The sequence below is a fragment of the Burkholderia sp. SIMBA_051 genome (assembly GCF_046534915.1).
Taxonomy (GTDB): Bacteria; Pseudomonadota; Gammaproteobacteria; order Burkholderiales; family Burkholderiaceae; genus Burkholderia; species Burkholderia ambifaria.
Map to the genome: position 1 here is coordinate 1 of NZ_JAWRXS010000747.1, position 244 is coordinate 244.

The following is a 244-nucleotide window of genomic DNA, read 5'->3' on the forward strand; positions in this document are numbered from 1 at the left end:
GAATCAGGCGCAACCTTCGCCGCGCCGCACCTTTCTCGCCCAGGCTGGCGCCGGGCTCGTGGCCGGCGTCGCGGCCGCCACGGGCGCGTCCAGCGCGGCCGCGGCCGCAACGCCACAGGGCCCGCGACCGGCCGCGGCCGATGCGCCGGCCGGCACCTTCTGGCCGGACGGCATCCGGCTCGTGATCCCGATCTCGATGCAGTTCGAGGCCGGTGGACAACCGCCCAAGGGCGCGGACAGCCCG

General features: G+C 77.0%; 1 pseudogene. It reads left to right on the forward strand.

Annotated elements, in window-relative coordinates:
* A pseudogene (locus SB771_RS36465) lies at positions 1–244 on the forward strand (polysaccharide deacetylase); the annotation flags it as partial.